The 24538-nt window shown below is 58.5% G+C and carries 26 protein-coding genes and 1 pseudogene; 9 read left to right on the forward strand and 18 right to left on the reverse strand.

Annotated features, from left to right (window positions below; translation table 11 throughout):
- Positions 1–63 precede the first annotated feature (63 nt).
- The 7 genes from ACZ89R_RS27145 to puuE form a co-directional block, all read right to left on the reverse strand.
- A complete protein-coding gene (locus tag ACZ89R_RS27145) occupies positions 64–849 on the reverse strand; it encodes an outer membrane protein OmpK (protein WP_218394255.1) in 786 nt (261 codons plus the stop codon).
- Between the two features lie 375 nt (positions 850–1224).
- Complete coding sequence (locus tag ACZ89R_RS27150) at positions 1225–2010, reverse strand: outer membrane protein OmpK (protein ID WP_429547544.1); 786 nt, start codon at positions 2008–2010, stop codon at positions 1225–1227.
- A gap of 296 nt (positions 2011–2306) precedes the next feature.
- The gene (locus tag ACZ89R_RS27155) at positions 2307–3611 is read right to left on the reverse strand and encodes a urate hydroxylase PuuD (protein ID WP_429547543.1); all 1305 of its coding nucleotides are present in this window, start codon (positions 3609–3611) and stop codon (positions 2307–2309) included.
- 50 nt (positions 3612–3661) lie between these two features.
- Positions 3662–4165, reverse strand: a complete 504-nt coding sequence (locus ACZ89R_RS27160; RefSeq protein ID WP_007898831.1) for an ureidoglycolate lyase — start codon at positions 4163–4165, stop codon at positions 3662–3664.
- A gap of 120 nt (positions 4166–4285) precedes the next feature.
- Positions 4286–5281, reverse strand: a complete 996-nt coding sequence (gene alc / locus ACZ89R_RS27165; RefSeq protein ID WP_429547542.1) for an allantoicase — start codon at positions 5279–5281, stop codon at positions 4286–4288.
- A gap of 88 nt (positions 5282–5369) precedes the next feature.
- Positions 5370–5885 (reverse strand): 2-oxo-4-hydroxy-4-carboxy-5-ureidoimidazoline decarboxylase, encoded by a 516-nt coding sequence (gene uraD, locus ACZ89R_RS27170; RefSeq protein ID WP_429547541.1) that lies wholly within the window; start codon positions 5883–5885, stop codon positions 5370–5372.
- Positions 5882–6808 carry an allantoinase PuuE gene (gene puuE / locus ACZ89R_RS27175; RefSeq protein WP_429547540.1) on the reverse strand — a complete coding sequence of 309 codons (927 nt, stop codon included), beginning with the start codon at positions 6806–6808 and terminating at the stop codon, positions 5882–5884. The genes uraD and puuE overlap by 4 nt, the downstream gene beginning before the upstream one ends.
- A 434-nt stretch (positions 6809–7242) precedes the next feature.
- Here puuE and uraH point away from each other — a divergent pair, with 434 nt between their 5' ends.
- Positions 7243–7596, forward strand: coding sequence for a hydroxyisourate hydrolase (uraH, locus tag ACZ89R_RS27180; RefSeq protein WP_429547539.1), 354 nt, complete (start codon positions 7243–7245; stop codon positions 7594–7596).
- Positions 7597–7780: 184 nt separating this feature from the next.
- Here the strand turns inward: uraH and ACZ89R_RS27185 are convergent, their stop codons facing one another.
- The 3 genes from ACZ89R_RS27185 to ACZ89R_RS27195 form a co-directional block, all read right to left on the reverse strand.
- Positions 7781–8407, reverse strand: coding sequence for a LysE family translocator (locus tag ACZ89R_RS27185; protein WP_429547538.1), 627 nt, complete (start codon positions 8405–8407; stop codon positions 7781–7783).
- Between the two features lie 79 nt (positions 8408–8486).
- A complete protein-coding gene (locus ACZ89R_RS27190; RefSeq protein WP_192346971.1) occupies positions 8487–9836 on the reverse strand; it encodes an NCS2 family permease in 1350 nt (449 codons plus the stop codon).
- Between the two features lie 361 nt (positions 9837–10197).
- Complete coding sequence (locus ACZ89R_RS27195; protein WP_429542788.1) at positions 10198–10653, reverse strand: MarR family winged helix-turn-helix transcriptional regulator; 456 nt, start codon at positions 10651–10653, stop codon at positions 10198–10200.
- Positions 10654–10734: 81 nt separating this feature from the next.
- On the opposite strand from ACZ89R_RS27195, the gene ACZ89R_RS27200 reads away from it, so the two are divergent.
- Positions 10735–11901: an aminotransferase-like domain-containing protein gene (locus ACZ89R_RS27200; RefSeq protein WP_429547537.1), complete on the forward strand. Its 1167-nt coding sequence runs from the start codon at positions 10735–10737 to the stop codon at positions 11899–11901.
- 185 nt (positions 11902–12086) lie between these two features.
- Here ACZ89R_RS27200 and ACZ89R_RS27205 read toward each other — a convergent pair whose 3' ends face one another.
- From ACZ89R_RS27205 to ACZ89R_RS27225, 5 genes are all read right to left on the reverse strand, one after another.
- Positions 12087–12458 carry a glutathione S-transferase N-terminal domain-containing protein gene (locus ACZ89R_RS27205; RefSeq protein WP_008076356.1) on the reverse strand — a complete coding sequence of 124 codons (372 nt, stop codon included), beginning with the start codon at positions 12456–12458 and terminating at the stop codon, positions 12087–12089.
- A gap of 101 nt (positions 12459–12559) precedes the next feature.
- Entirely contained in the window at positions 12560–13105 is a 546-nt protein-coding gene (gene folE, locus ACZ89R_RS27210; RefSeq protein ID WP_007898818.1) for a GTP cyclohydrolase I FolE, read from the reverse strand.
- 77 nt (positions 13106–13182) lie between these two features.
- Positions 13183–13740, reverse strand: a complete 558-nt coding sequence (locus tag ACZ89R_RS27215; protein WP_007898817.1) for a Smr/MutS family protein — start codon at positions 13738–13740, stop codon at positions 13183–13185.
- Positions 13741–13815: 75 nt separating this feature from the next.
- Positions 13816–14136, reverse strand: coding sequence for a hypothetical protein (locus tag ACZ89R_RS27220; protein WP_007898816.1), 321 nt, complete (start codon positions 14134–14136; stop codon positions 13816–13818).
- A gap of 131 nt (positions 14137–14267) precedes the next feature.
- The gene (locus tag ACZ89R_RS27225; RefSeq protein WP_123496332.1) at positions 14268–14858 is read right to left on the reverse strand and encodes a cysteine hydrolase family protein; all 591 of its coding nucleotides are present in this window, start codon (positions 14856–14858) and stop codon (positions 14268–14270) included.
- Positions 14859–15096: 238 nt separating this feature from the next.
- On the opposite strand from ACZ89R_RS27225, the gene prmB reads away from it, so the two are divergent.
- Positions 15097–16005: a 50S ribosomal protein L3 N(5)-glutamine methyltransferase gene (gene prmB / locus ACZ89R_RS27230; RefSeq protein WP_429547536.1), complete on the forward strand. Its 909-nt coding sequence runs from the start codon at positions 15097–15099 to the stop codon at positions 16003–16005.
- A gap of 102 nt (positions 16006–16107) precedes the next feature.
- Here prmB and ACZ89R_RS27235 read toward each other — a convergent pair whose 3' ends face one another.
- Both ACZ89R_RS27235 and ACZ89R_RS27240 read right to left on the reverse strand, forming a co-directional pair.
- Positions 16108–16899 (reverse strand): hypothetical protein, encoded by a 792-nt coding sequence (locus ACZ89R_RS27235; protein WP_192346965.1) that lies wholly within the window; start codon positions 16897–16899, stop codon positions 16108–16110.
- Positions 16900–17172: 273 nt separating this feature from the next.
- Entirely contained in the window at positions 17173–18171 is a 999-nt protein-coding gene (locus ACZ89R_RS27240) for an alpha/beta hydrolase (protein ID WP_429547535.1), read from the reverse strand.
- A gap of 85 nt (positions 18172–18256) precedes the next feature.
- Between ACZ89R_RS27240 and aroC the strand changes: the two genes are divergently transcribed.
- From aroC to ACZ89R_RS27260, 4 genes and pseudogenes are all read left to right on the forward strand, one after another.
- On the forward strand, positions 18257–19348 hold the full coding sequence (gene aroC / locus ACZ89R_RS27245) for a chorismate synthase (protein WP_030131637.1): 1092 nt from the start codon (positions 18257–18259) through the stop codon (positions 19346–19348).
- A gap of 81 nt (positions 19349–19429) precedes the next feature.
- A complete protein-coding gene (locus ACZ89R_RS27250) occupies positions 19430–20575 on the forward strand; it encodes an MFS transporter (RefSeq protein WP_429547534.1) in 1146 nt (381 codons plus the stop codon).
- Positions 20576–20611: 36 nt separating this feature from the next.
- Positions 20612–20740, forward strand: a pseudogene (locus ACZ89R_RS27255) (hypothetical protein); the annotation flags it as partial.
- Positions 20737–21282 carry a 1,2-dihydroxy-3-keto-5-methylthiopentene dioxygenase gene (locus ACZ89R_RS27260; RefSeq protein ID WP_429547533.1) on the forward strand — a complete coding sequence of 182 codons (546 nt, stop codon included), beginning with the start codon at positions 20737–20739 and terminating at the stop codon, positions 21280–21282. The pseudogene ACZ89R_RS27255 and the gene ACZ89R_RS27260, both read left to right, overlap by 4 nt.
- A gap of 143 nt (positions 21283–21425) precedes the next feature.
- Here ACZ89R_RS27260 and ACZ89R_RS27265 read toward each other — a convergent pair whose 3' ends face one another.
- Positions 21426–21704 (reverse strand): DUF3509 domain-containing protein, encoded by a 279-nt coding sequence (locus ACZ89R_RS27265; RefSeq protein WP_007898807.1) that lies wholly within the window; start codon positions 21702–21704, stop codon positions 21426–21428.
- A gap of 321 nt (positions 21705–22025) precedes the next feature.
- Here ACZ89R_RS27265 and ACZ89R_RS27270 point away from each other — a divergent pair, with 321 nt between their 5' ends.
- Together ACZ89R_RS27270 and ACZ89R_RS27275 are read left to right on the forward strand one after the other, a co-directional pair.
- Positions 22026–23864, forward strand: a complete 1839-nt coding sequence (locus ACZ89R_RS27270) for a long-chain-acyl-CoA synthetase (protein WP_429547532.1) — start codon at positions 22026–22028, stop codon at positions 23862–23864.
- A 129-nt stretch (positions 23865–23993) separates the two neighbouring features.
- Positions 23994–24512 (forward strand): ankyrin repeat domain-containing protein, encoded by a 519-nt coding sequence (locus ACZ89R_RS27275; protein WP_429547531.1) that lies wholly within the window; start codon positions 23994–23996, stop codon positions 24510–24512.
- The last annotated feature ends 26 nt before the right edge of the window (positions 24513–24538 follow it).

A 24538-nucleotide genomic window follows, 5' to 3' on the forward strand; every position in this document is an offset into this window, starting at 1 on the left:
GCTCCTACCCCGGATGCGCACGTCCGTAGGCGCTGGCGAAGCCTGCGATCTTTTGACTTTAAATCAGAAGTGGAACTTCACCAGGAAGCTCGTGTTGCTCTGATCGGTCTTGAAGTACTGGCTGTCCTTGATCCCGTACTTGTCTGACCAGTAGTCGTACTCGACACCGACGTACAACTGCTTCTCGCCTATGTTCAGGGCTTTGCCCAAGTCGTATTTGATCTGCGGGTTGAAGTGCAGGTTGGCGTGGTAGGTGCCTTTACTGTTCTGGTCGTTATCGACTACCCAGTCCATGAAACCATCGATCAGGATATTCGAATCGCCCACGGGAATGGTGTAGGACCACACCGGGGTGATCTGCCAGACGTTGTCACCCGCACGGCTGCCTTCGGTGTGACGCTGGTAGAAGTTCAGCTGGAAGTAGTCGAACCCGGGAATCGCCAGGTCGAAACCCGGACCGATCAGGTAGGACTCGGTATCGCCCTCACCGAACTCGTACGTCATGGCCAGCAGCACGTCTTTGATCGGGCCGAACGCCAGTTTCTGGTCGAAGATTTTGCCAAACGACAAGCGCGGGCTGATTTCGCCGTAATAGGTGTTCGAACCGACGCCGCTGTCTTCCTTGCCGTTGTAGAAAATCTTGTCGACGAACACGAAGTTGTCACCGTATTTCCAGGCATCGGCGTGCTCGAAGGTGACGGTTTGCTGAATGCGCGGGTTGACCTGGAAGTCCTTGCCATAGAGGTAGGTCAGGCTGTTGTTCTGCCATTGCAGCAAGTCGCCGGCCATTGCCTGGCCCCCGGCCAGCAAGGATCCCGCGAGCATCAGGCTGGTGCACGTACGTTTCATTCGGTTGCTCCCAAAAAGTAGGTGTTTCCACGTTATTTTTCTAAGGTCGGCGCTCTGGTGTGGCGCCTTTTTCTTTGCTGTAAAAAACAATCCAGTCGGTCAGCTTTAGTGCTGTTAGCAAGAGCTGAGCCAAGGCTTTCGAAAAGCCAAGAAACGCCCGTTCGGCTGTTCGAAAACAGTCGATTGAGCGTCAATTCGAGAGGCCTTGGTGCTGTCCAGAGCCGGGATAAGTTGGCTTTCTGGTCAGGAATTAAATCCGCGCTTTTTTTTAGAGCGGATTCGGGCGGGCGCGGAGAATACTGACTCGCGCGCCATGGCTCAAGTGCCCCGCAACAGAGCACCCATGACAGGTGTGGGGCACGGTTGCGGGCCATCTTAAAAGTGCACCTTTACCAGCAGGCTGGCGGTGTTTTGGTGAGTGTCAAAGTTGGCGCTGTTTTCGATTCCGTACTTGTTTTTCCAGTAGCTGTATTCGGTGCCGACGTAGACGAATTTCTCGCCCCAGCCCAACGCCTTGCCCAGGTCGTATTTGATCTGCGGATTGATGTGCAAGTTGGCGTGGTAAGTGCCGCGTGCGTTGCGATCGTTGTCCACCACCCAGTCCAGATAGCCATCGATCAGCAGGTTCGAATTGCCTAGCACAACGCTGTAGGACCAGGTGGGAGTGATCTGCCAGACACCATCACCAGGGCGTGGGCCTTCGGTCTGGCGACGATAGAAGTTCAAGGTGAAGTAGTTGAAACCCGGTACTGCCAGATCGAACCCCGGGCCGATCAGATACGCTTCGCTGTCGCCTTCGCCGTACTCGTACGTCATGGCCAGCAATACGTCCTTGACCGGGCCAAACTCGAAACGACGGCCGAGTATCTTGCCAAAGGACAGGCGCGGACTGAATTCGCCATAGAAGGCGTGGGGGCCTTTATTGCGGTCTTGTTCGCCGTTGTAGAAGATCTTGTCGATGAACAGGAAGTTATCGCCGTACTTCCATCTGTCGGCGTGCTCGAACGTCACCGTCTGCTGGATCGACGGGTTGATCACGAAATTCTTGCCATACAGGTAGCTCAGGCTGTTGGTTTGCCACAGCAGTAAGTCCCCGGCCATGGCCTGGCTCGCGGCCAACAGGCCAGAGCCCAACAGCACGCTGGTTTTTATCCGAATCATCTGTTGCTCTCTTTTGTTTTTATTGTTTGAGGCGCAGGCAGCCACCCTTGTGGGAGAGAGCCTGCTCGTGATGGCGTTGGTTCAATCAAACACTGATGTTGAATGTCATACCGTCATCGCGAGCAGGCTCGCTCCCACAAGGGGGTGTGTCTTTTAGTGGGTCAGTGCGGGTGGGTGTGGCAGATCGGAATGCAACACCTCGGATCTTTTTTATTCTTGTGATTTGTGTATCAGGTGGACCTGTGGCGGGGGCTTGTTTTGGCCACAAAAGCCCCCTCGCCACAATGGCGTGTTGCTTATTGGGTTTGAGCTCCCTGAACAATCCACGCACCGATCAGGTCGCGCTCTTGCTGGGTCATCTGGGTGATGTTGCCCAATGGCATGATCTGGCTGGCAACCGCCTGGGCCTGGATGCGCGCGGCCTGAAGCTTGATCTGCTCGGGGGTATCGAACATCACGCCCGCCGGCGCCGCGCTGAACAGCGGGCTGGTGGGTTTGGCCGAATGGCAGACCGTGCAGCGTTCCTGGATTACGTCGTGCACTTTATCGAAGGTAGGACCGGCATTGGATGCCTGGGTGGGTGCAGTTTCAGGGGCTGCCGCCGGTGCAGCTTCAGCCGGTTTCTTGCCACCGCCGAGGGCGGTTTCCGGCAGCGGCTGATACTCGATGGTGCCGGGCGCCTTGGCCACTTCAGGTGCGCTGGACATTGGCGCCGGCCCGGTCACGTAGGCCAGGCAGATCATGCCGACCGCTGCAGCAGGCAGGGTCCAGGCAAACTTGTGGCTGTCATGACGGGTGTTGAAGTAGTGACGCACCAACACCGCCAGCACTGCGATCCCGGCCAGGATCAGCCAGTTGTATTGGCTGCCGTAAGTGCTCGGGAAGTGGTTGCTGATCATGATGAATAGCACCGGCAAGGTGAAGTAGTTGTTGTGCCGCGAACGCAGCAAGCCTTTGGCCGGCAGCGCCGGATCGGGCGTGCGGTTCTCGGCAATCGCCGCCACCAATGCGCGTTGGGCCGGCATGATGATGCGGAACACGTTGCCGACCATGATGGTGCCGATGATCGCGCCGACGTGCAGGTACGCACCACGACCGCTGAACACTTTGCTGAAGCCGTAAGCAGCGCCGATGATCAGCACGAACAGGATTGCGCCTAGCAGGGCAGGGCGTTTGCCCAGGGCCGAGTCGCAGAGGAAGGAGTAGACGAACCAGCCGACGAACAGCGAGCCGATGCCCAGCAGAACACCTTCAGGGCCGGTCAGGCTGCTGCCCGGAGCGAGCAGGTAGAGCGTCGGGTTGGAGTAGAACACCACGCACAGCAGCGCGACCCCCGACAGCCAGGTGAAGTAGGCTTCCCATTTGAACCAGTGCAGGTTGTCCGGCATGGTCGGTGGAGCCAGTTTGTATTTTTCCAGGTGGTAGATACCGCCGCCATGGATCGCCCACAAATCGCCCGCCAGCCCGTTTTTCGGGTTGACCCGATTGAGGTTGTTTTCCAGCCAGACGAAATAGAACGACGCGCCGATCCAGGCCACGCCAGTAATCATGTGAACCCAGCGCACGCTCAGGTTCAGCCATTCCAACAGATGTGCTTCCACAGTCTTTACCTCTCGCCTGTCACTCTGTTGTCGAGTGATCAGACCTTCTCTTATTGGTGGGGGGCGAGGATCAAACGCTCATCCTCTTTGAAAAAATGCTCATCGCAGTTATTGCCTGTGCCACTGCGATCAACCACCAGGAAGTCATCCCGCTTTTCGATCGTCAGCACCGGGTGGTGCCAGACGCCGCGATGGTAATTAATGCCCTGCCTGCCGTTGGTGACGAAGGCGCGGACCAAGCCTGATACAGGTTCATCGCCAAGTGGCGCGACCACGATCAGAAAGGGGTTGCCGAGCAGCGGAATGAAAGCCTGGCTGCCCAGCGGATGACGCTCCAGCATGCAGACGGTCAGCGGCATGTCCTGCGCATCGGCGCGGAAAATGCTGATGATCGCCTTGTCCTCTGGCGTAGCGGTTTCCACCGTCGCCAGTTTGTGAAAGCGCATGGTCGAACCGTTGTTGATCATGAAGTGATCGCTGCCGTCGGTTTCGATCACGTCACCGAAAGGGGCGAAGGCTTCTTTGGTCAGCGGTTCAATCGTCAATGTGCGCATGCTGGTCTTCTTTTCCGAATTCTGTGTTGTTGGTTCTGTTGCTATCGCTAGCAGGCTAGCTCCCACATTTGGAATGCATTTCCCTGTGGGAGCCAGCCTGCTGGCGATTGGGTTCAGCGCTTATTTAGCGACCTTGCCCAATACCCGCAGGCGGCTCACACCACCATCCGGGAACACGTTCAGGCGGATGTGGGTGATCGGGCCCAGCGCCTTGATCTGCTCGGCGAAGGTGTGTTCGGCGTGCATTTCCAGCTTCTGGCTTGGCAACAGTTCGCGCCAGAACAGCGATTGGGTTTCGATCTGGCTGTCGGTGCCGCCTTTCACGAATGCACCCTGGATCGAGCAAGTGTCCGGGTAGTTGCCCTTGAAGTGCAGGGTGTCGACGATGACTTTTTCGATCTCGCCGGCATGGCCCAGCGCGACGATCACCCAGTCATTGCCCGGCGTGCGACGACGGGCGGTTTCCCAGCCATCGCCCATGTTGATGCCACGGCCCGGGTTGAGGATGTTGCTCATGCGGCCGAAGTGCTCGTCGGAGCAGGCCAGCGCCCGGCCGCCGTTCAGGGCTGCAGCCAGGTCGACTTGTTCGTTGTCGCCCACAGCGGACCAGTCGCGGAACGGAATGCCGTACACGCGCAGACGGGCCACGCCGCCATCCGGGTAGATGTTGAAGCGCAGGTGGCTGAACGCCTGGTCGTTGTTGATTTCGTGGTAGTGGTGGCTGTTGCCTTGCAACTCGACGGCGGACAGCACTTCAGTCCACTGGGTGTTTTCGTCCGGCTCGCCCGTAGCCAGGAAGCAGGCTTCCAGGGAAGCCGACGGCGGGAAGTTGCCGGTGAAGAATGAAGTGTCGATGTCCACGCCCTTGATCGAGCCCGGTACGCCCAGGCGGATCACCGCGCTGTCGTAGCCTTCGAAGCGCTTGCGGCGCGACTCCCAGCCGTCCATCCACTTGCCGTTGTCATCGAACACGCCCTCCTTCCACACGGCCGGGGTCGGTTGGAACAGACGGTTGGCGTCGGCGAACCAGTCATCGGTGACCGAGATGATTTTGGTGCCCAGGCGGGCGTCGGCCAGGTTGACGAACTTCTCGAAAGGTACGGCGTAAGCTTTCATTCTTCTTGTCTGCCTTTAATAAGTTGGCTTGGGATGCTCGCAGGGCCCTGGGCGTTTTCCGCGTTTTTTAACGCTCGGGCCAAGTTCGCTATAGGGTCAGTAATCGGAACAACGCGATCTTGTTGATCTGCGCCAGCGCGCATTTGAATTCGGTGTCGACCGAGTTGTGAATGCGCGTTTCGAACGCCGCGAGGATCTGATGCCGGTTGCTGCCTTTTACCGCCATGATGAAGGGAAACTTGAACTTGGCCTTGTAGGCGTCGTTCAGCTCGGTGAAGCGCTGGAACTCATCGCTCGAGCATTGGTGAATCCCCGCGCCCGACTGTTCTTCAGTACTGGCCGCGGTAAGCTGGCCTTGGACGGCGGCTTTACCGGCCAGGTCCGGGTGAGCGTTGATCAGGGCCAGTTGGCTTGTGTGATCAGCGCTCAACAAGATGTCGCTCATGCGCTGGTGCAGGGTTTCGATCTCGTCGATCGAAGCGTCCTGGCCCAGGTCGAAGGCCTTCTCGGCCACCCATGGCGAATGTTCGTAAATGTCGGCGAAGGCGGCGACGAACGCATCGCGGCTCAGGCTCGAGGGTTTGATGGTTTGAAAGGTGCTCATTTCGCGCCCCCTTGGAACGGGTGGGTTTCGTGCCAGTGGCGAGCGATGTCGACGCGGCGGCTGAACCACACCTGTTCATGACTTTTAGCGTATTCGATAAAGCGTTTGAGCGAGGCCAGGCGCGCCGGACGGCCAATCAGACGGCAGTGCAGGCCGATCGACAACATCTTCGGCGCTTCGGCGCCTTCGGCATACAGCACATCGAATGCGTCTTTCAGGTATTCAAAAAAATCGTCGCCCTTGTTGAAACCCTGGACCTGGGTGAAGCGCATGTCGTTGGTGTCCAGGGTATACGGGATCACCAGATGCGCCTTGCCGGTCGGGTTGTTCGGTTCCCAGTAGGGCAGGTCGTCGTCGTAGGTGTCGCAGTCGTAAAGAAAACCGCCTTCTTCCATCACCAGTCGACGGGTGTTCGGGCCGGTGCGGCCGGTGTACCAGCCCAGTGGGCGCTCGCCGGTGATTTCGGTGAGGATGCGGATCGCTTCGAGCATGTGCTCGCGTTCCTGCGCTTCGTCCATGTACTGGTAGTCGATCCAGCGGTAGCCGTGGCTGCAGATCTCGTGGCCGGCATCGACCATGGCGCGGATTACATCCGGATGGCGCTGTGCGGCCATGGCCACGGCGAAGATGGTCAGCGGAATGTCGAATTCCTTGAACAGTTTCAGAATCCGCCAGACGCCGGCTCGGCTGCCATACTCGTAAAGGGATTCCATGCTCATGTTGCGCTCGCCTTGCAGCGGCTGCGCCGAGACCATTTCCGAGAGGAACGCTTCGGACTCTTTATCGCCGTGCAGGATATTGCGCTCGCCACCTTCCTCATAGTTGAGCACGAAGGACAGCGCGATGCGGGCATTGCCCGGCCAGTGTGGGTGAGGAGGGTTACTGCCATAACCGATCAGGTCGCGTGGATAGTCAGCGCTCACTGCAGTCTTCCTTTTTGTTCGTGTCGACTTGTTCAAAGTCAGGGTGTGTGTGGCGGCCTGGCGATGAGAGGGCAGGCTGGCGTCACAGCGATGGGTTGATTGTATACAACTTTATATTCACTTTGTAAGCCTGTTTTTTTGCATTTTTCATTGGCTATCCACTTTGATGGGTACTGCAAGAAACCTGCCTGACTGGTCAGCTAATGGATAAGAGGTCCTCTGATCTTATGGTTCGGCGCAAGATTCGCTGACAAACCCTGAATGGAGGTGGTAGCGGTAAAATGTCGTTTTTATTGTGTACAATTTTTATGAAAAGTGTCTTAATCAGTCGCTCGCCGCAGCTTTTCGTGCTCCGAAACGGTGCGGTCTCCTTTTCAACTGACTTCGGGAGGCGCGAGGTCTGACTGCTCCACGCAGGCAGGCGCGCAGAATCAATGGGACGTTTGACTACACACGTTTTGGACGCTGCACACGGTTGCCCGGGCAGCTCGATCAAGGTCGAGTTGTACCGCGTTGAAGGTTCGCAGCTGGAATTGGTCTCCACTACGATTACCAACAGCGATGGCCGTGTCGATTCGCCGCTGCTGCAAGGTGATGACTATCGGTCCGGGGTCTATCAGCTTCAGTTTCATGCGGGTGATTACTACCGCACCCGTGGGGTTCAGCTGCCTGAGCCTGCGTTCCTGGATGTGGTGGTGCTGCGTTTCGGCATCTCTGCAGAACAGGATCACTACCACGTGCCGTTGTTGATTTCTCCGTATAGCTATTCGACCTATAGAGGAAGCTAGGACTTCCCCCCCCCCAAAAAAAAAAAATCCTGCGCAGCTTCTTTGGTCTTTCGCCCGCTCATACTGCGGGCTTTTTTTTTGCCTGTAGAAAAGTCAAAAGATCGCAGCCTTCGGCAGCTCCTACATGGAAACACATTCCCCCTGTAGGAGCTGTCGAGTGCAACGAGGCTGCGATCTTTTGCCCTTAGCGGCTCAACAACGACGCCGCACCAGCCCCGCTAAACAACCCCGCACTCACCCGATTGAACCAGCTCTGCCCATTGCCGCTGCGCAAATACCGCGCCGCGCCGTGAGCCCCCAGCCCATAAGCCAATTTGCACAGCAGATCCAGCACAGTCCAGGTGGCAATCATCACCAGCAACTGCGGCAAGAAGGGCTGCTCGGCACCCAGAAACTGCGGCAGGAAAGCGGCGAAGAACAAAATGTCTTTCGGATTGCTCGCGCCGAGCATGAACGCGCGCCCGAACAGTGCACGAAAGCGCGGCACCGGCGCAGCCTGGGGCACTTTGGCGCCTTGGGAGGGCTGACGCGATTGCTGCCAGCTCTGCCAGGCGAGATAGAACAGGTACAACGCACCGACGATTTTCAGGGCGCTGAACAGCTGTTCCGACGCCAGCAACAATGCACCCAAGCCAAGCGCCGAAGCACTGAGCAGGCAGATCGACGCAATCACGCCGCCCAGAAACGCCGGGTAAGAGCGGCGCAAACCGTAATTCAGACTGTTGCTGATCATCAGCAACGACAATGGTCCCGGGATCAGGATCACCACCAGCGCAGCGCCGCTGAACAGCAGCCAGGTTTCCAGACTCATCACTTTCCTCCCTATGTGCAAAAGCCCCACCCGACGGGGTGAGGCTATTTTGAAACACTGTTTTTGAAACGTAGACGGCTTACAAGAAAATGAACTTGGCGATGAAGATCGCGCAGAGCACCCACAAACTGACGGAAATTTCCTTGTGCTTACCGGTGAAAGCCTTCAGCACTACGTAAGTGATAAAGCCCAGCGCGATACCGTCGGCGACCGAGAAGGTCAGCGGCATCATGATCGCGGTAACGATCGCCGGAATGCTGTCGGTCGCTTCGTCCCATTCGATATGCGCCATGCCGCCCATCATCAGCATCGCCACATAAATCAGCGCACCGGCGGTTGCATAAGCGGGGATCATGCCAGCCAGCGGTGCAAAAAACATTGCGGCAATAAATAGCACACCTACGGTCACTGCGGTAAGACCAGTCCGACCACCCGCTGCGACACCAGCGGCACTTTCCACATAGCTGGTGACTGGCGGAACACCGACCACCGCACCAAATACGCTGGAAGCACTGTCGGCTTTCATGGCGCGGGAAAGGTTTTCGATCCGGCCGTCAGCGTTCACCAGGTTGGCGCGCTGGGCGACGCCCATTAGTGTCCCAGCGGTGTCGAACATGTGCACAAAGAGGAAAGCGAGTACCACGCTGATCATGCTGACGTTGAATACGCCGGCGACATTCATGGCCATCCAGGTCGGTGCCAGGCTCGGCGGGGCAGACATGATGCCCTCGTAGTGCACCAGGCCCAGGCCCCAACCGGCCAGGGTCACGGTGATGATGCTGATGAGGATCGCGCCGAACACTTTGTGGTAGCTGAGCACGGCAATCATCAGGAAGCAAATGGCCGCCAGCAACGGGCCAGGTTCGCGCAGGGAACCAAGCTTGATCAGAGTGGCCGGGCTATCGACAACGATGCCAGCGGTTTTCAAACCGATCAGCCCCAGAAACAGGCCCACGCCGGCGCCCATGGCAAAGCGCAAACTCACTGGAATGCTGTTGAGCAGCCATTCGCGAATCCGCGAAAAGGTCAGGAACATGAACAACACACCGGAGACGAACACCGCACCGAGGGCGGTTTCCCAGTTGTAGCCCATGGTGCCGACCACGGTGTAAGTGAAGAACGCGTTCAGGCCCATGCCCGGTGCCAGGCCGACCGGCCAGTTGGCATACAGGCCCATCAGCAGGCAACCCAGCGCGGCGGCGATGCAGGTGGCGACGAACGCCGCACCGTGGTCGATGCCGGCATCGGCCATGATGTTCGGGTTGACGAAGATGATGTAGGCCATGGTGATGAAGGTTGTCAGACCGGCAATCAGCTCGGTCTTCACCGTGGTGCCGTGCAAGCTGAGTTTGAAGATGCGCTCCAGCCAACCATTGTGTAATGGCGGCGAGAGTTCCAGCGTCGGGGCTTCGGATTTGCGGCTTTCCACAGCGAGTACTCCTCAAGAGTTTTATTGTTATTTCCAGGGCCGGACCCATGAGGGCGGCAGCGACCCTTTGAGGTACTTGCGAATTTGTTGACCTTATGGTCAGGAACTCGCACGAAGCGAATTATGCTTTTGTATACAAATAAAGCAAATAATGTTTTTGATTTTGTAGGCAAAAAAAATGGCAGGCGGGGTATATGGATAAGAAATGTGACGTGTAGCGAGCTTTTTGTGGCGAGGGAGCTTGCTCCCGCTGGGGCGCGCAGCGGCCCGACTCAGGCGGTGGCGATTTTTCAGGCATACCGGCGTTATCGTTCTTTGCGACTGCTGCGCAGCCGAACGGGAGCAAGCTCCCTCGCCACAGTCAGGTGTCGTCCCGGTCAACTCTGGTGACTTCTCCTAACGCCAGATTCACCGCCAACCACCCATTAACCGCCGTCTCCCCAGCTTCGGCAAACACCCGCTCGAGCAATTTCACCTGCTCGCGCCGCAATGACTGCTCGAACCGCGCGCCTTCCGCAGTCAGTTCCAGCAGCCGCTTACGCTTGTCGGTCTCGGACGCGACGCTGTTCACCAAATGCATTTCCACCAATTGTCGCAACGGAATGTTCAGTGCCTGTTTGCTCACGCCGAGCAACGCCAGCAACTCCTTGACGCTGAGGGCAGGGTAGCGGGCGATGAAAAACACGATGCGTTGATGCACCCGGCTCAAGCCGCGACGCTCGAGCATTTCGTCGGCTTTGGCGGTGAACGCCTGGTAACCGAAGAAAAACGCTTCCATGGCTTGTTGCTGAGTGCTGGGGTTTTTAAGGTCAAGCATGTTGACGTATCCGTTCAGTCTGTCGTAATTTCGGTCAACCAGTTTGACTCATTTTCCTCAGGCCTCGCTACCGGTGACCCCATGGCTTTTTCCGAACGTGTCTCGCGCCTTAAAAGTTCTTTGATCCGTGAAATCCTCGCCGCCGCCCAGCGTCCGGAAGTGATGTCTTTCGCTGGCGGTTTACCGGCCGAAGCCATGTTGCCGAAAGTCGAGTGGGCCGACATGCCGCTGTCCATGGGGCAATACGGCATGAGTGAAGGCGAACCGGCGCTGCGTGAGGCGCTGGCGGCCGAAGCCCGAGCGTTGGGTGTGCCGTGTGAGGCGAGTCAGGTATTGGTGGTCAGCGGCTCCCAGCAAACCCTCGATCTGGCGGCCAAGCTGTACATCGACAAAGGCACCGAGATTCTGCTCGAAGCGCCGACCTACCTGGCGGCGTTGCAGATTTTTCAGCTGTTTGGCGCCGACTGCATCACCGTCCCGCAGGAAGCCGACGGCCCGAACCTGGTGCAATTGCGCAGCCGTCTGGAAAAACACAAGCCCGCGTTCATCTACCTCATCCCGACGTTTCAGAACCCGTCGGCAGTGCGCTACAGCGAGGCTAAGCGCGATGCAGTGGCGGCGTTGCTCGACGAGTTCGGCGTAACCCTGATCGAAGACGAACCCTACCGCGAACTGACCTTCGACGGCGGCAGTGCCACGCCGATCGTCAGCCGCTTGAACAAAGCCAGCTGGATCTACACCGGCACCGTGTCGAAAACCCTGTTGCCGGGCCTGCGGGTCGGTTACCTGATCGCCAGCCCAGACCTGTTTCCTCACTTGTTGCGGCTCAAGCAATCGGCCGATCTGCACACCAACCGCATCGGACAATGGCAAGCGTTGCAATGGATCGGCACTGAGAAATACCAACAGCATCTGGGTGAGTTGCGCGACTTCTATCGGGTTCGTCGGGATGCGTTTCAGTCGGCATTGGAAACGCACTTTTCCGATCTGGCGCAGTGGAACGTGCCGCAGGGCGGGTTGTTTTTCTGGCTGACGCTCAAGCAGCCGCTGGATACGCGCACGCTGCTCAAGGCTGCGCTGGCGGCGGATGTGGCGTTTATGCCGGGCGAACCGTTTTTTCCTGAGCCGGACAAGAATCCCGGTCATCTGCGGCTGAACTTCAGCCACATCGACCCGGTGCGACTGGACGAAGGGCTCAAGCGATTGGCGACGGTGGTGCGCGAGGCCCAGGCGGCAGAAGCGGCTTGAGGGGAGGGTATAAACAACAAACCGGCCAATCGGCCGGTTTATTTTTGCCCAGGATTTGTAGTGCTTGTGCTGACGCCTTCGCGGGCAAGCCTCGCTCCTACGGGGGCGAGGTGACCATTCGCACACACCGCCAACCTGTAGGAGCAAGGCTTGCCCGCGAAGAGGCCATCAGCAGCACCACATCATCAGGCTGCAGCAAACCGCTTATCCAGATAATCAATGATCACCTTGGATTCATACATCCAGGTGGTCTGGCCATTCTCTTCGATGCGCAGGCACGGCACCTTGATCTTGCCACCTTGCTCCAGCAGAGCCTGGCGATCCTGTTCGTTGTTCTTCGCATCGCGCAACGCCACCGGAACGTTCAGGCGACGCAGGGTGCGGCGGGTTTTCACGCAGAACGGGCAAGCGTGGAACTGATACAGGGTCAGGTCCTTGGCGGCCGTGTTGACCTGAGCCTGAGCTTCGGCAGGGCGCTGTTTTTTGCCCGGACGAGTAATGAAGTCGATGAAGATGATCAGTTGGCCAAGGCCGACACGAAGCGCTTTAACGAACATGGTATAAGCCTCACAGGGGCAAACAGAAGGCGCGCAGCTTACCTGATTTTCGCAGGCGAAAAAAAACCGGCGATCAGTGCCGGTTTTCTTCGTGCTGCGAGTTACTTGATCAGGCTGAGAAACTCGCTGCGGGTGGCCGCGTTTTCGCGGAACTCGCCGAGCATCACCGAGGTGATCATCGTCGAGTTCTGTTTCTCCACACCGCGCATCATCATGCACATGTGCTTGGCCTCGATCACCACCGCCACGCCCAGGGCGCCGGTGACCTGCTGGACCGCATCGGCGATCTGGCGACTGAGGTTTTCCTGGATCTGCAGGCGGCGAGCGTACATATCGACGATCCGCGCGACTTTCGACAGCCCAAGGACCTTGCCGCTCGGGATGTAGGCAACATGGGCCTTGCCGATGAACGGCAGCATGTGGTGCTCGCACAACGAGTAGAGCTCGATGTCCTTGACCAGCACCATCTCGCTGTTGTCGGAACTGAACAAGGCACCGTTGGTGACCTCTTCCAGTGTCTGTTCATAACCGCGGCAGAGGTACTGCATGGCTTTGGCGGCACGTTTTGGCGTGTCGAGCAGGCCCTCGCGGGAGGCGTCCTCGCCCAATTGGCCGAGAATCTCGGTGTAATTCTGTTCCAGGGACATGAAACTACCTGTGGGATTTTACGCAAAGGGCAAGGGTACGGTGACGGACACGGCGCTGCAAGCGTGAAGCGACGGCATCACTCGTCGCGACCTTCCATCATGGTGCGTTTGAGCATCACATAAACCGCTCCGGCGCCGCCGTGTTTCGGTTGGCACGAGGTGAAGCCAAGCACCTGTGAATGCTGGCGCAGCCAGGTGTTGACGTGGCTTTTGATCATCGGCCGCTTGCCGTCCAGGCGCACCGCTTTGCCGTGGGTGACACGTACGCAGCGGATTTCGAATTTGGTCGCTTCGGCCAGAAAGGCCCATAGGGTCTCACGGGCCTTTTCCACGTTCATGCCATGCAGGTCGAGACTGCCTTCGAACGGAATCTGTCCGATCTTGAGCTTGCGCATCTGGCTTTCCTGAACGCCGTCGCGGGCCCACATCAGCTCATCTTCGGGGCCGACATCAATGACGAACTGATCAGATAGCCCGTCAACGGTGGTGGCATCGGTGCGCACAGTGGCGGCCTGGCGCAGCTTGGCGATTTGCGCGCGGTCGGCCTTGGGTTTGCCGGTTTCGGCGCGATCGTGCTTGATCGGCTTGACGCCTTGGATCGCGCTTTTGAACAGGGAAAAATCGTCGTCTTGCATGTCAGCCTCCGCGAAGGGCGGCCAGTTTACCCAAGTCGAAGCGAATGGGGCGCGACAAAACGCGTGGCGTTCGGCTCAGTCGTGTTTTTTCATCAAATGCGGGGACATGTTCAGCTCTTGCGATTGACGCGAACGGCGGCGGCAGCGGCGCCACAGCCACACCCCGATGTACAGCACGAACAGGCCAATCGCCAAAATCACTGCTGAACCGACCCGGTTGGTATTCAACTCGCCCAGGGCGGGCGCTTGGCCGAGCAGGCTGGCGGCACCTGCCATCACCAGCAGCACGCCGCACATCGCCAGCAGAGCGGCAATGGCTGCGCCGAAGCGAAAACGCCAGTTGCTTTGGCCTTTGGGCCGCAAGCGGCGTGCATCAAAACCATCGGATAACTTCATTCCGACCTTCCTCAATGGGTATCGGCCCTTCGACCGGGAGTTGACCGGGATGTTCCTGAGGCTAGGGCAATTACAGCAAATGAGAGGCTTTTGCGGATGAGCGGCGGCATGGACCGCTCATCGACGGTCGATCAGATCAGTTCGCGGGTCTGGGCGAGGGTGGCGAAATTGTCCGCCATGATCGCCATCTCGGTCTGTTGAACGTGTTCGGCGCTGAGAATCCCGCCCTTGCAAGGCAAATCCCGCGTCGCGCAGGCATCTTCCACCAGGGTGCAGCGAAAGCCCAGGTTCTTCGCCGCCCGCACAGTGGTGCTGACGCTGGAGTGGCTCATGAAACCGCACACGATCAGGTCCAGCGAGCCGAGATCCTGCAGGCGGTCATACAGTTCGGTGCCGTGAAAGGCACTCGGCAGCAGTTTGCCGATGATGGTTTCGCCGCTCTGCGGCTCAAGGCCCGGAATGAATTCACCGCGCTCGCCTTGCGGGTCGAACAGCCCACCGACGGTGCCGAGGTGGCGCACGTGCACGATCGGCCGACCGGCTGCACGGGCAGCGGCGACCAGTTGCTTGATGTTCGCGACGGCAGCATCCATGCCGCTCAGGGCCAAGGGGCCGCTGAGGTATTCTTTCTGGGCATCGATGATGACAAGGGTCGCATGACCCAGATTGGCCGCCGCATAACCACGGCCGCTGAGTTGAAACATCGTTTTTGGAACGGACATTCTGGGGCTCCTTCGGGTGGGGCTTTTGCGACATTGTCCTCTGGCTGAGCGCTTCTGTGAATCGCTACCATCGTAGGCACCGCCGTTGTTGGGTCGCAGCCTTGTCAAGATACTCGTTCTGTTCAATAGCTTGCTGAAAAAATAGAAGAGTCCTACATCTGGTCCGGTGTTTTTCCTGCGTCGTCGTGGCGTCTTTTGGCTGTTAGAATCGTCAGTCGTTTTTTCTGGAGTTTGCCCCGTGATCACTTCCCGACTTCGTACCCTGCGTGACCATATCCGTTGGGCCGTCAGCCGCTTCCATGGGGAGGATCTGTTTTTCGGCCATGGGACCGACAACGCCTGGGACGAAGCCCGTCAACTGGTGTTGGGTGCGCTGCACTTGCCGTGGGAAATCGCTGATAGCTACCTCGACTGCAATCTGGAAGAGGACGAACTGGTCAACTTGCAGCGCCTGCTCAAACGTCGTATCGAAGAGCGCATTCCGACCGCTTACCTACTGGGTGAAGCCTGGTTCTGCGGTATGTCGTTCATTGTCGACGAACGCGTACTAATCCCGCGTTCGCCAATTGGCGAACTGATCGAAAAGCGTTTCGAACCGTGGCTCGGCGCCGAACCTGCGCGCATTCTCGACCTGTGCACCGGTTCCGGTTGCATCGGCATCGCCTGTGCTTATGAGTTCCAGAACGCCGAAGTGGTACTGGCCGATCTGTCGTTCGAAGCGCTGGAAGTGGCGAACCAGAATATCGAGCGTCACGGTGTCGATGAGCGCGTGTTCACTGTTCAGGGCGATGGTTTTGATGGCTTGCCGGGGCAACGTTTCGACCTGATTGTGTCGAACCCGCCTTACGTCGATGCGGAAGATTTCGCCGACATGCCGGACGAGTATCAGCACGAACCCGAACTGGGCCTGGCCTGTGGCGACGACGGTTTGAACCTGGTGCGCCGCATGCTCGCCGAAGCGGCGGATCATCTGACCGAGAAGGGTTTGCTGATTGTCGAGGTGGGTAACAGCCAGGTTCACGTCGAGGCGCTGTACCCGGAAGTCGACTTCGCCTGGCTGGAGTTCGAGCGCGGTGGGCATGGGGTGTTCATGCTGGCGGCGCAGCAGTGCCGCGATCACCAGGCGCTGTTCGCTTCTCGCGTTTAATCCTTAAAAGCAAAAGATCGCAGCCTTCGGCAGCTCCTACAGGTGTACACCCAACCCTGTAGGAGCTGCCGAAGGCTGCGATCTTTTTAGGCTTGGCTCCCATTACCGGTGCGTAGCAATCCAGATCAACAACCCCGCCTGAAACACCGCAAACGCCACCAGACAGGTAATGGTAAAACGCAGCCCGGCGTCTTCGCGTTTGTACTTGCTGACTTTTTCTTCGTGCTTCTTCAGTTTGACTTCCTGTTCCGCCAGATTCTGCTCGGCTTGCTGGAGCATCTGCGCGGCTTCGAGGATTTCCACCTGCTGCAACTTTTCGCTGTTCCAGTCGCCGAGCAAATCACCGACCGACACCTCTTTAACGCTGCCCTTCAAATGCTGGGCGTCGGCGTAGACCACGTCAAAACCGTGCACCCGCAGAAAGTGATCGCGGCGCAGGCGAGTGTCTTCGTTCAGCGCATCCTTGTTGTTCAGGTCAGTGCCGTCGACGGTGTAGGCGGGCCATCTTTTCTTCGCCCACGTAATGCCCTGAGCGGCCATATAACGCCCGATGCCACGGTTCATCGGCTCGATCTGCAAGCCACTTTCCGGGCCGAAATGCACACGTTTGGCCGCGTGATCAACCCAGACATCCAGATGATTCTGTTCTTTGCGCACCCGCTGGCCCGGCAGCTTGATGGTCATGCGCAGCAGGCTGTGTTCCTTGCTATTGCGTTCGGCGTAACCGAATTCGACAAAGCGCAACGGCCGCCCGCCAGTGTTGCGGTCGGTTTGCAGCGGCGCCAGACGGAGCATTTTGTGGTGCTCGACGTGGACGTCCGCCCACGGCAGCTCGACCGCTGGCGGTGCGTCTTTTTCAGCGGTGGTGTCGGGTGAAGTCTGGGTATCAGTCATAACGGCGAGATCCTGTCCAAGCCCTGCTTGCCGCCAGCCAGTGCGCTGGCGACAAAGGCTTATCGGCCGTTTTTTTCAGGACTGGAGGGCTAGGGGGCGTTCTCAACTAGTTTTCACGCCGCGTTGTCGCCTTAAAGCGGACCAGGCAAGGCGCAGGCCGCTGGTAATGGTTGTTCCCTTTCCAAGGCCTGCAACGCAGGCTGGCCCGCTTTAAGGCACAACAGCAGGCCCGGCGCGGCGTGAAAACTAGTTGAGAACGCCCCCTGACCTCGGTTAACTGGCGCGAAGTCCGTCAATAAACTCGAGGATTCGCGCGCCGAGTTCGGCCGCCAGTGGTAATTGCGGATCTTTATAGGAGGCCAATTGCCGCTTCACGTCGTTGGGCACGATGCGCATCACGTGGTTCATGCCTTCGATCAGCGCCAGTTCGGCGTCCGGTTTTGCGGCCTTGAGTGCTCTGGCGTCACCCACGCCGACCTGAATGTCGTTGCTGCCCTGGATGATCAGCGCCGGCATTTTCAATTTGGCGAAGGCCGCCGCCGGGTCTTGGCGGAACAGCGAAATCAGATACGGCTGCACGCTGGGGCGGAAAATCACCTGCAATTGCGGCGGCACGTTGTCGTCGGTGTGGCCGGCCTTGAGGCTGTCGAGCAATTCATTGCTGCGCAGCATCAACGGTGGCGGCAGGCGATTGCTCAATTGCTGGCGCAGTACCTGATCGATCGGCCGGGCGCTGCCGGACATGGAAATCACCGCCGCGGCATCGATGTTTGGTGCCGCGAGGCTGGCGATCAACGCACCTTCGCTGTGGCCGAGCAAAATCAGTTTGCCAAAGCGCGGATCGGTTTTGAGCTTGTGGCCCCAGGCTTCGGCGTCGGCCACATAGGCCTCCACCGACAGATTACGTTCGTCTGGAGTCGCAGCCAGGCTCGCCGCCACGCCGCGCTTGTCGTAACGCACGCTGGCGATATTGTGTTTGGCCAGCACCCAGGCCAGCCGTTTGAGGCTGTCGTTGCGTCCGCCGTCGGGGTTGTTTCCGTCACGATCCGTAGGACCGGAGCCGGAAATGATCAGGACAACCGGCACTGGCGTGTCGGACTTGGGCAGCAACAGCGAGCCGAAAAGCTCACCGCTGCCCGTGTCCAATGTGATGGGACGTTGTAGGACAGTGGCCTGTGCAAAGCCGGTAAACAAGGTAAGGCTCAAGGCTAGAACTCGCAGCATCATCACGCCATCATCAACAAGGTGCCGGTTGGACTCGCAAGCACCCATAAGGTTCGAGGATGAACTAGTCGGGTAGCCTGCGTATACTGGCGCGCATTACGTATTTTAGTTTCGATTTCACGGAGCGTCCCGCATGTCCGGCAATACCTACGGCAAGCTGTTCACTGTCACCACCGCGGGCGAAAGCCATGGCCCGGCGTTGGTCGCCATTGTCGATGGCTGCCCGCCGGGCCTGGAGATTTCCCTTGAGGATCTGCAGCGCGACCTGGATCGCCGCAAGCCCGGCACCAGCCGCCACACCACCCAGCGCCAGGAAGCTGACGAAGTCGAAATCCTCTCTGGCGTGTTCGAAGGCCGCACCACCGGTTGCGCCATCGGCCTGTTGATCCGCAACACCGACCAGAAGTCCAAGGACTATTCGGCGATCAAGGATCTGTTCCGCCCGGCCCACGCCGACTACACCTACCACCACAAATACGGCGAGCGCGATTATCGCGGCGGCGGTCGCAGTTCGGCCCGTGAAACCGCCATGCGCGTGGCGGCAGGGGCGATTGCGAAAAAGTACCTGGCCACCCAAGGCATCGTCATTCGTGGCTACATGAGCCAGCTCGGCCCGATCGAAATCCCGTTCAAGACCTGGGATTCGGTGGAAGAAAACGCCTTCTTCAGCCCCGACCCGGACAAAGTGCCGGAGCTGGAAGCCTATATGGACCAGTTGCGTCGCGACCAGGATTCGGTCGGCGCGAAAATCACCGTGGTCGCCGAAGGCGTGATGCCGGGCCTCGGCGAGCCGATCTTCGACCGCCTCGACGCCGAACTGGCCCACGCGCTGATGAGCATCAACGCGGTCAAAGGCGTTGAGATCGGCGCCGGTTTTGCCAGCATCGCCCAGCGCGGCACCGAACACCGTGATGAAATGACCCCGGAAGGTTTCCTCAGCAACAACGCCGGCGGCATTCTCGGTGGCATCTCGTCCGGTCAGCCGATCGTGGCGCACCTGGCGCTTAAGCCGACATCGAGCATCACCACACCGGGCCGTTCCATCGACATCCATGGCAACCCGGTTGAGGTTGTCACCAAGGGCCGTCACGACCCGTGCGTCGGCATCCGCGCCACGCCGATTGCCGAAGCGATGATGGCCATCGTATTGATGGATCACCTGCTGCGTCACCGCGGGCAGAACGTCGATGTGCGCGTGAGCACTCCGGTGCTGGGTCAGCTTTAATGGCTGACGCAGGGTCTGTACGAAAACTCGTCGCGCAGGCGGTTTTTGTGCAGAACCTCATAGCAGCCGGTGCCTGACGACGTGACGGCGCTTCCGTATTGGCGGCTTTCCAGTTTCTATCTGTTCTATTTCGCCTTGCTCGGTTCGACAGCGCCATTCCTGGCGCTGTACTTTGATCACTTGGGCTTTTCCAGTGCGCGCATTGGCGAACTGGTGGCGATCCCGATGCTGATGCGCTGCGTGGCGCCGAACATCTGGGGCTGGCTCGGTGACTACACCGGGCGACGGCTGGCCATCGTGCGGTTCGGCGCGGTCTGTACGCTGCTGACCTTCTCACTGATTTTCGTCAGCAAAAGCTACGCATGGCTGGCGATGGTCATGGCCTTGCACGCGTTCTTCTGGCATGCGGTGTTGCCGCAGTTCGAAGTCATCACCCTGGCGCATTTGCAGGGGCAGACATCTCGCTACAGTCAGATTCGCCTGTGGGGTTCCATCGGTTTCATCATCACCGTGGTCGCCCTCGGCCGGTTGTTCGAATGGCTTAGCCTGGACATCTATCCGGTGGCGCTGGTGCTGATCATGGCCGGGATCGTGGTCAGCAGTTTGTGGGTGCCCAATGCGCAACCGATTCAGAGTGACCGGTTGGCGGGGGAGGGATTCCTTCAGCAATTGCGCAACCCCGGCGTGTTGGCATTCTACGGTTGCGTAGCGCTGATGCAGATGAGTCACGGGCCGTATTACACCTTTGTGACCCTGCACCTTGAGCGACTTGGTTACAGTCGTGGGCTGATCGGCATGCTCTGGGCGGTCGGCGTGGTTGCCGAAGTCTTGATGTTTCTGGCCATGAGCAAGATCCTTGCGCGCTTCTCGGTGCGCCGGGTGCTGTTGGCGAGTTTCCTGCTGGCGGCGTTGCGTTGGTTGTTGCTCGGTTCGTTTGCTGAATTCCTCTGGGTGTTGCTGTTCGCCCAAGTGCTGCACGCCGCCACCTTCGGCAGCTTTCACGCGGCTGCTATCCAGTTCGTGCAACGTAGCTTCGGCGCGCGTCAGCAAGGGCAGGGCCAGGCGTTGTATGCCGCGTTGGCTGGCACCGGTGGCGCATTGGGCGCGTTGTATTCCGGTTACAGCTGGAATGCCCTCGGTGCCACATTGACCTTTAGTATTGCCAGTCTCGCAGCCTTCGCCGCTGCCGTTATCATTGCCACACGTATGCAAGAGGACAGGCCATGAGCCTGGCCTGCGATTATCTCGCCCGGGAAATCATCGACGTGGGGCGCGCGCATGAGCGACGCACTGCGACCGATCGAGGCCTTTGAATTTTTGTTCGAGTGCGAGTTGAAGACGCGCTCGCTCTCGAACATGAAGCATGAACCGTTAAGGAGTTGCCCAGAATGAGCAGCCTGTCCGTTTATCACGTCTCCAGCCCTGAAATACCAAACAAAGTCCTGACCCACCTCGAGGACATCGCCTCGACCCTGGCCGAGCAGGGCGTGCGTTTCGACCGTTGGCAAGCCACGGCGAAAATCCAGCCCGGTGCCAGCCAGGAAGAAGTGATCGCCGCGTATCAGGAGCACATCGACAAATTGATGACCGAGCGCGGTTACCTCACTGTCGACGTCGTCAGTTTGAACAGCGATCAGCCGCAAAAAGCCGAACTGCGCGCCAGGTTCCTCGATGAACACCGTTACGCTGAAGACGAAGTACGATTTTTCGTCTCTGGCCGTGGTTTGTTCTCCCTGCACATCGACGATTACGTCTACGCCGTGCTCTGCGAGAAAAACGACCTGATCCTGGTGCCCGCCGGTACGCCGCATTGGTTCGACATGGGCGAGCATCCGCATTTCGTCGCGATCCGTCTGTTCAGCAACTCCGAAGGCTGGGTGGCTAATTTCACCGGCGATGACATCGCCAGCCGTTTCCCGCGTCTCGAGGACTGAGTAGAGGCCAATCGTTGCTCCCGCCTTCTGCCCTGTAAACCACGTAACCTGGGTTGTGCAAAGCCAGAAACAACTCAGGCCGTGACGCAGAAGCGCTCACGGCCTGTTTGTTTGTAGCGCGTTTATTTATACAACCGCAGGGTTTAAACCGAGTGATAAGTCGGCAAGGCGAACCGTTGCTGGCTTTGCAGCATGGAGATCTGCGGCAGTTCGCTGGCCTGTTCGGCGACGTCACGACGTATCGCGCTGATCACCCACGACAGCTGATCGCCGGCATGCAGTTGCTGGTAGGAAATCGAACGTTTGAAGACTTTGCCGTCCGTACTGCGCAGGGTCAGCAGAATGCCGCCGTCAGGCCGTGGCTGGGTGGTCACTTCGAAGTTGGAGAATAGCGACGAAAATTTTTCCTGGATCAGGCTCATGTCTATCAGCTCCGTGAGTGCTTTGAAGGGCTACATGGAGAGGTAGTTGCAGTGATTGTGCCAGCACCTGATTTTTTAAAAATACTTATAAATCAATAAGTTATAAAAATTGTATTTCTATGCTTTCGTGCAATCTGCATGAATGCCCATCGTGCATCCTGCATTTTGCGTGGTCGGTCGCGAATTCGATGGAACCAATCGCTACGCCAGGGTTCCGGATACAAAATATTTCAAAAACCGCGTGTACAGCTCAAGAACCGCTGACGTATTTTCGGCCTCAATCAACGCCACCCGACAATAAGAAGATCGAACGGGAGCATCATGAGCCGCACGCTGAACGACACGATTACCTGGGGCATGATGCTCCGCAAGCTGCCTTCCATTGCCAAAGCCATTCCTCGCGTGGTGAAGGGCATGAAAGCCGCCAACGTCAAGGACCCGACCCAACCGTGTGGCCTCGGCTGGAGCTTCGAGCAGGCGACGTTGCGCAACCCCGAGGGCCCGGCCTTGCTGCAGGGCGAGGTGGCGCTCACTTATGCACAGGTCAATCAGTGGGCCAATCGCATCGCCCATCACCTGATTGCCCAAGGCATCGGCAAGGGCGATGTGGTGGCGATCTTTATCGAGAACCGTCCGGAACTGTTGGTGACGATATTGGCGGTGGCCAAGGTCGGCGCGATCAGCGCTTTGCTCAATACCTCCCAGACCCGCGATACCCTGGCCCATAGCCTGAATCTGGTGGCGCCTGTAGCGATCGTGGTCGGAGAAGAGCTGGTTCCGGTCTTCAATGCGGTTCGCGAGCGGGTGTCCATCGACGCGGCGCGCACCTGGTTTGTCGCTGATCAAGACACTTATCGTGATCCGGGCAATTCGCCCGATGGCTTCATCAACCTGATGACGACTAGCGCCCAAGCGTGCAGCGATAACCCCGTCAGCAGCCAGCAGGTTTTTCTCGACGATCCTTGTTTCTACATTTATACCTCGGGCACCACCGGGTTGCCCAAAGCCGGGGTGTTCAAACACGGCCGTTGGATGCGCAGCTCCGCCAGCTTCGGGCTGATTGCCCTGGACATGCAGCCGCAGGACGTCGTCTATTGCACCTTGCCGCTGTACCACGCCACCGGGCTCTGCGTGTGCTGGGGCTCGGCAATCAGCGGGGCGTCGGGGTTTGCCATCCGCCGCAAGTTCAGCGCCAGCCAGTTCTGGAGTGACGTGCGCAAATACCGGGCGACCACCCTCGGTTACGTCGGCGAATTGTGCCGCTACCTGGTGGATCAACCGCGCAGCGTCGACGACAGTCGCCACAGCGTGACGAAGATGATCGGCAATGGTCTGCGCCCCGGCGCGTGGAGCGAGTTCAAGACGCGTTTTGCCGTTGACCATATCTGCGAGCTGTACGCCGCCAGCGATGGCAATATCGGCTTCACCAACATCCTCAACTTCGACAACACCATCGGTTTTTCCCTGATGGCCTGGGAACTGGTGGCGTACGACCACGACAGCGGTGCCCCCACGCGAGATACCAAGGGTTTCATGCGCAAAGTGGCCAAGGGCGAGCAGGGTTTACTGCTGGCGAGGATCGACGACAAGGCGCCGCTGGACGGATACACCGATCCGCAGAAGACCGCAAAAGTCGTGCTCCACGACGTGTTCAAGAAGGGCGACCGCTACTTCAATACCGGTGATCTGCTGCGCAACATCGGTTTTGGCCATGCGCAGTTTGTCGACCGTTTGGGCGACACCTACCGCTGGAAGGGCGAAAACGTCTCGACCACCGAGGTCGAAAACATCCTGTTGCAACATCCGCAGATCGCCGAAGCCGTGGCTTATGGCGTGGAAATCCACAACACCAACGGGCGTGCCGGGATGGCGGCAATCACGCCGGCTGAATCCCTGGCGACCCTGGATTTCAGCGAGTTACTGGCTTTCGCCAGGCAGCAAATGCCTGCCTATGCGGTGCCACTATTCCTACGGGTGAAAGTGAAAATGGAAACCACCGGGACCTTCAAATACCAGAAAACCCGGCTCAAGGACGAAGCCTTCGACCCGAACAAAACCGGCGATGACCCCATCTACGCCTGGCTGCCGGGCACCCAGACTTACGTGCAAGTCACCGAGCAGGTGCTGGCGGATATTCGCGGCGGCATGTACCGCTACTGAATCGGGCCTTTATTGAATGTGGCTCTTATTGAATGTGGCTATGGCCACTCATGAGAAAAAAGAAGTGACAGGTTCCAGACCGCTCGGGAAACTATCGGCTTTTCCGATTGACCGAATGTGGAGTCCCCAATGTCAGACAAAAGCCGCCAGATGACGCCCGAAGAGGCTGCTGAATTCGCCGAACAGGTGTTCAACAAAGCGCGCGAGGGCGATGCGGCCATGATGGCTGCGCTGCTGACCAAGGGCTTACCGCCGAACCTGCGCAACCACAAGGGCGACACCTTGCTGATGCTCGCCGCGTACCACGGCCATGTCGAGACGGTAAAAGTCCTGCTTGAGCACAAGGCCGACCCGGAAATCCGCAATGACAACGGCCAGAGCCCGATTGCCGGCGCGGCATTCAAGGGTGATCTGGCGGTGGTCAAGGCGTTGGTGGAAGGTGGCGCGCAAGTGGAAGGTTCGTCCTTCGACGGTCGCACTGCGTTGATGATGGCGGCAATGTTCAACCGCGTCGAAATCATCGACTACCTGATCAGTAAAGGTGCCGATCCGAAAGCCAAGGATGCCAACGGCGTATCCGCGCTGGACGCGGCCAAAACCATGGGGGCGGTGGATACCACTGCACAATTGCAGAAATTGCTTGGCTGATCACATTAAAAGATCGCAGCCTTCGG

It is taken from the genome of Pseudomonas sp. TE3728, from assembly GCF_056279145.1.